The sequence below is a fragment of the uncultured Wocania sp. genome (assembly GCF_964021735.1).
In the GTDB taxonomy this organism is placed as follows: Bacteria; Bacteroidota; Bacteroidia; order Flavobacteriales; family Flavobacteriaceae; genus Wocania_A.
In genome coordinates this window covers 1-5,428 of record NZ_CAXIBN010000202.1, presented here as the reverse complement: position 1 = coordinate 5,428, position 5,428 = coordinate 1, and the positions used below count along the sequence as shown (strand labels likewise).

Here is a 5,428-nt window from a genome sequence, read left to right as displayed (position 1 = left end):
CGATTCCGTTAGAGAAAAAGAACGATAAGTTTGGACCAAATTTATTGATGTCCATTCCTCTGCTTAAATAATACTCCACGTAAGTAAAACCATTAGATAAAGTCAATGCTAATTGCGTAATTGGGTTTGCTCCAGCTTCTGCAATATGGTAACCGGAAATAGAAACTGAATAGAAATTACGAACATTATTTTCTATGAAATATTCCTGAACATCGCCCATTAAACGTAACGCAAATTCAGTTGAAAAAATACAGGTGTTTTGCGCTTGGTCTTCTTTTAAAATATCGGCTTGTACCGTTCCTCTAACTTGAGCTATCGTGTTCTTTTTAATGTCAACGTAAACGTCTGCTGGCAATACTTGATCACCAGTAACACCAAGAAGCATTAGTCCTAATCCATTGTTTCCTTCTGGTAATTCACCATTATATTTTGGACGTTCCTTACCTTTATAAATCTTTTCAATTTTTCTTTCAACGTCGTCTTCTAAACCTTTTTCTTTAATATAAAGCTCGCATTGTTGGTCGATTGCAGCATTCATAAAAAAGCCTAATAACATGGGGGCTGGACCATTAATAGTCATGCTTACTGATGTCATTACATTTGCTAAATCGAAACCAGAATACAGTTTTTTAGCATCATCTAAACAGCAAATACTAACTCCAGCATTCCCGATTTTCCCATAAATATCTGGACGCAAATCTGGATCGTTTCCGTAAAGCGTCACACTATCAAAAGCCGTAGATAAACGTTTTGCTGGCAAACCTGCACTTACATAATGAAAACGACGGTTGGTTCGTTCTGGACCACCTTCACCAGCAAACATACGGGCTGGATCTTCACCGGTACGTTTAAAAGGATATAATCCTGATGCATAGGGAAATTCCCCTGGCACATTTTCTTGTAAACACCATTTTAATACATCTCCCCAGGCTTGGTATTTTGGCAACGCCACTTTTGGTATTTGCATATGAGACAATGACTCTGTGTGCGTTTCAATTTTGATTTCTTTATCACGAACTTTAAATGAATAAATTGGGTTTTTGTATGTGTTTACTTTTTCATCCCAACCAGTAATCACTTCCCAATTGTATGGGTCTAGATTGAGTTTTACTCTGTCAAATTCTGCAATAAGCATTCTAACGAAGTCTTTGTTCTCGACTGCACTCGAACTAACAGACTCACTTTCAATTCCTGCTTTATCTAATCGTAGTTTGCTTCCAACAACAGATTCTAGCGTTTTATAAACCCCATATAGTCTTTGAGCAACTTCAACCTGCTCATTTGCTTTTTTATCGTAAGCTCTATTATTTTCAGCAATTTCAGATAGATAACGTGTTCTAGATGGCGGAATGACAAAAATCTTTTCGCTCATTTCATCAGAAATATGAAAAGTAGATTTTAAATCAGAGCCTGCTTTTTCAACTAACTTATCCATGATGGCTTTATAAAGCGTATTCATTCCTGGGTCGTTAAATTGAGACGCAATCGTTCCAAAAACAGGCAATTCATCTTGTGGTGTATCCCAAAGATTATTATTACGCATGTACTGTTTTTTTACATCACGCAACGCATCTAAAGAACCTCTTTTATCAAATTTGTTAATCGCTACTAAATCAGCAAAATCAAGCATATCAATTTTTTCTAATTGTGTTGCTGCACCAAATTCTGGTGTCATTACATACAATGATACATCTGAGTGTTCTATAATTTCGGTATCTGATTGTCCAATTCCAGAAGTTTCCAAAATAATCAAATCGTATTCAGCAGCTTTTAAAACCTCAACAGCTTCGTTTACATATTTAGATAAAGCTAAATTAGATTGGCGCGTTGCTAAACTTCGCATATAAACTCGTGGAGAATTGATAGCATTCATACGAATACGATCACCTAAAAGTGCGCCTCCAGTTTTTCGTTTTGAGGGATCGACAGATACTAAACCCACTGTTTTTTCTGGAAAATCTATTAAAAAACGACGTACCAATTCATCAACTAATGATGATTTTCCTGCACCACCTGTTCCTGTAATTCCTAAAACAGAAGCCTCTTTTCCCGTTTTCTCCAAAGGAGAAAGGCTTTCTTCGAAAACCTCATGCTTATTCTCAGCGAAAGAAATTAATCTAGCAATTGTATTTACATCTTTATCTTTTAGAGATTCTTTAATTCCCTTCCCTTTGGGAAGGGTTAGGGATGGGATTTCGTAATCAGATTTCTTAACCAAATCGTTAATCATGCCTTGTAAGCCCATTTCGCGACCATCATCTGGTGAATAAATACGCGTAATCCCATAATCCATTAAATCTTTGATTTCAGATGGTAAAATAACACCACCGCCGCCGCCAAAAATTTTAATATGTTCTGCCCTGCGTTCTTTAAGTAAATCAAACATATACTTAAAATACTCGTTATGACCTCCTTGATACGAGGTTAAACAAATAGCATTAGCATCTTCTTGAATAGCTGTGTTTACAACCTCTTCAACACTTCTATCGTGACCTAAGTGAATTACCTCTACGCCTGTAGCTTGAATAATTCGACGCATAATATTAATGGATGCATCGTGTCCGTCAAAAAGTGATGCAGCGGTTACAATTCTAACTTTATACTTTGGCTTGTAAGGTGTTACTTGTGTCATTCTTAAAGAATCTTGAATTTTATGTTACAAATTTACGGAATATTCAAAAAATCAGGCTATTTATATTAAATTATATAAAGCTTTAAATTTTCGTTTCTTGATACTTTAAATTAAAATGTGACTTAACTTTTTTCTTTGTGTCTTAAGAAAATAACGATAAAACCTAAGTCGCTAATTAAGGGATTAATTGGAGTTTTACTAAAGGGCATCTTTCTCTCAAGATGCCTTTCATTAAAAGTATACTTATTAACTACAAGCCGTAAACAGCACCTTGTTTAGCAAAATGAAACCCTAAATTTTGAATACTATCTTTTAATTTGTGCTTATCTTTTAACGTGGGATTAGTATGATTAAAATGTATAAAATGAATTTTGTTTTTAGTTGTATTTGATTCCTTTTCAAATAACTTAATGGTTTCTTGAATAAATGGATGCGGAACTTCGCTCATAGGTCTTGGTATTTCGCCTTCCTTAAAAAAGGTAGCGTCTAAAAAGGCATAATCTACTTTTTTAACTTCCTCAATAATACTTTTTTCCCATAATTGCCATTTATTAATATCAGGAATAAATAAAGCTGATTTATTTTGTCCTTCAATTTTATAACCAACCGTTTCTGAAAATTCATCGCGATGCGGTACTAAAAAAGACGTTACTTTTAATTTTGAATTTAATGTAATTATCGAATCATTTCTGAGCGTTTTTAAATCAATATTATTTAACTTAACTAACTGACTCCATGGTCCATTGTTTTCTATAAAGCTTTTCATTTTAGGCATCGCATAAACTGGAATGCTATTTCCGCCTAAAGCCTCTCTTCCAAAATACATCAATCCTGTATAATGCCCAATATGTGCATGCGTTAAAAATACACCATCAATCACTTTATTATTATCTAAATGATTTTCTTTAAGTAACTGCGTTTGCGCTGCAACATCTGGAGTCGCATCAAACAACCATTTTTTGTTATGCTTTAAATCAACCAAACCTAAACACGAAATTAATTTCTTCGATTCTTCTCCTTTATAAAAGGCTTCACAACACACTTTATTACAATTGATTTGGGGGAATCCAGCATCTTGTGCAATGCCTAAAACCGTAATATATTGCATTGGCTTTTCGGTTAATTTCTTTGTTTCTTTCTTTTTGTTAGCCTCACAATTAAACAATGAAACACAAAATATTAGGCATAGTATTTGGAATAACTTCATTTGTAAAAATATATCTTTGTTAAATATATAAAACATAAATTATGATTCGTAAATTTTTAGCAGTCTTCTTAATATTCAACTTAACTGCATGTGCAGAATTACAAGAAATAGCCAAACAATTACCACAAAGCGGAGGTATTGGAAATGCCGAAATAGCTTCTGGATTACGACAAGCCTTAGACTTTGGAATAGATAAACAAGTAACAAAACTAACACAAACCGATGGTTTTTTTAAAAATGAATTGGTTAAAATATTATTACCCGAAGAATTACAAAAAGTTGATAAAGCACTTAGAGATATTGGTTTAAGTAAATTAGCCGACGAAGGTTTAAAAGTGCTTAACAGAGCTGCTGAAGATGCCGTAAAAGAAGCCACACCCATTTTTGTTGATGCTGTAAAAGGGATTACTTTTGCCGATGCAAAAAATATTTTATTAGGAAATAATGACGCCGCAACACAATATTTAACCAGTAAAACGCAAACGGCTTTATACGATAAATTTAACCCCGTTATTAAAAACTCTTTTGCTAAAGTTGGTGCCGATGAGATTTGGAATAACTTAATTAACAAATACAACAACATCCCTTTTACCAATAATGTAAACCCAGATTTAACCGATTATGTTACGGGCGAAGCTTTAAAAGGCGTTTATACCATGATTGCCGTTGAAGAAAAAGAAATACGTACCAAACTCTCGTCGAGAACTACAGATTTATTGAAAAAGGTATTTGCTTTACAGGATTAAATGACTAATAATCTATTAATAAATACTTTTCTGAATCATTCAAAAAAATAATAGCTAGCTTCTTTTTATTTTTAAATAAAAGATGTATATTTAATAGCTTGATTTTCAGAATAGTAAAATGGACAGAATTAACCTTATAAAAAGCAATCAAACAAAACTTAACAAACGTTATAAAGAACTTGTTGAGCAAGCTTACAATTTTCGTCAAACAGATTCTGCTTTAAGCGACATTTCGGAATACAGGGCTATAAAACTTCTAAATAAACTTAATCGATTAAAATATTTATCTAGAGAGTTATCTCAAACCTCAGCATAAGTTTAGCAATTTTTTAACTTTTTCGTTACATCTAAAAAACTGATTTACACGTACTTTATATATAAAAAAGAACGTTATGAATCAACATTTTTGTAGAGTTGGCAAAATTAAGCCCAACCTAAGTAAGTTAATTAGTTTAAAGGAATTGGAAACTAAAATTGCAAATTTTGTAGAAGATACTACAAAACTTGAAAAGCCTCAAGATTTAAGCGCAAGCTTTTAAAATACGCAAAAGCCTTTGTAAGTCTTGATCCGTACCACGAAAACATTTCACCATCTGCTATAATTATATTGGCATTTGGGTAAAACGCTTGTACTTCTTTTTTATGTGAATTGTTAAACGGAAAGGGTTCGCTTGATAATAAAATCACAGTTACTTCTTTGTTAATTGTTGTATTGTTGAGCTCTATTTCTGGGTAACGGTTTTTAGTTTGGTAAATATTTTCAAATTTATTCAGCTCTAATAAATAATCAATAAAAGTATCGTTTCCTGCAACCATCCACGGGTTTTTCCAAATAAAATAAGC

The 5,428-nt window shown here is 33.0% G+C and carries 5 protein-coding genes; 2 read left to right on the top strand and 3 right to left on the bottom strand.

Going from position 1 to position 5,428, the window contains the following annotated elements; translation table 11 throughout:
* Together AADI82_RS13515 and AADI82_RS13510 are read right to left on the bottom strand one after the other, a co-directional pair.
* The coding region (locus AADI82_RS13515) for a methylmalonyl-CoA mutase family protein (RefSeq protein WP_341216954.1) at nucleotides 1–2,632 on the bottom strand (2,632 nt) is incomplete at its 3' end.
* A 250-nt stretch (nucleotides 2,633–2,882) separates the two neighbouring features.
* Nucleotides 2,883–3,740 (bottom strand): MBL fold metallo-hydrolase, encoded by an 858-nt coding sequence (locus tag AADI82_RS13510; RefSeq protein WP_341216953.1) that lies wholly within the window; start codon nucleotides 3,738–3,740, stop codon nucleotides 2,883–2,885.
* A gap of 140 nt (nucleotides 3,741–3,880) precedes the next feature.
* Here AADI82_RS13510 and AADI82_RS13505 point away from each other — a divergent pair, with 140 nt between their 5' ends.
* Together AADI82_RS13505 and AADI82_RS13500 are read left to right on the top strand one after the other, a co-directional pair.
* A complete protein-coding gene (locus AADI82_RS13505; RefSeq protein WP_341216952.1) occupies nucleotides 3,881–4,585 on the top strand; it encodes a DUF4197 domain-containing protein in 705 nt (234 codons plus the stop codon).
* 118 nt (nucleotides 4,586–4,703) lie between these two features.
* Entirely contained in the window at nucleotides 4,704–4,901 is a 198-nt protein-coding gene (locus AADI82_RS13500) for a Lacal_2735 family protein (protein ID WP_341216951.1), read from the top strand.
* 179 nt (nucleotides 4,902–5,080) lie between these two features.
* Here the strand turns inward: AADI82_RS13500 and AADI82_RS13495 are convergent.
* The coding region (locus tag AADI82_RS13495) for a helical backbone metal receptor (RefSeq protein WP_341216950.1) at nucleotides 5,081–5,428 on the bottom strand (348 nt) is incomplete at its 5' end.